This is a genomic window from Bremerella sp. JC817, assembly GCF_040718835.1.
Lineage (GTDB): Bacteria > Planctomycetota > Planctomycetia > Pirellulales > Pirellulaceae > Bremerella.
Genome location: NZ_JBFEFG010000256.1, coordinates 1 through 339 on the forward strand (window position 1 = coordinate 1; position 339 = coordinate 339).

The window sequence follows — 339 nt, forward strand, 5'->3', positions numbered from 1 at the left end:
ATCACATCTTGACCGATCTGCCCGTCGCGAGCCAGTTGCATCAGATCTTCGAGCGTCAGCTCGACCGGCCCGGGCGCTTCGGAATCGGGACCGCTTTCGAACCGGAAGCGGAACCCCGACGAACTGCCCACCTGCACTGCCCCGGCCGTGATCCCGGCACCGAGGCAGAATTTCATGTTTCGATCGAACGGATCAAGCGCATCGGCCACCTTGTTGTTATTGCCGATCGCCCGCGTGCGCACGGCCGGCCCCAGGCCCACCCCGCTCATGTCCAGCGTGATGAAGCCGGGGGCTGATTGGCTTGCGGCTCGACGAAGTTGAGGACACGTTCGATCTGCT

Annotated in this window: 1 protein-coding gene; it reads right to left on the bottom strand. The window is 63.4% G+C overall.

The window, feature by feature from the left end:
• Window positions 1-339: hypothetical protein (locus tag AB1L30_RS04855; protein ID WP_367012297.1), on the bottom strand; the 339-nt coding region annotated here is incomplete at both ends.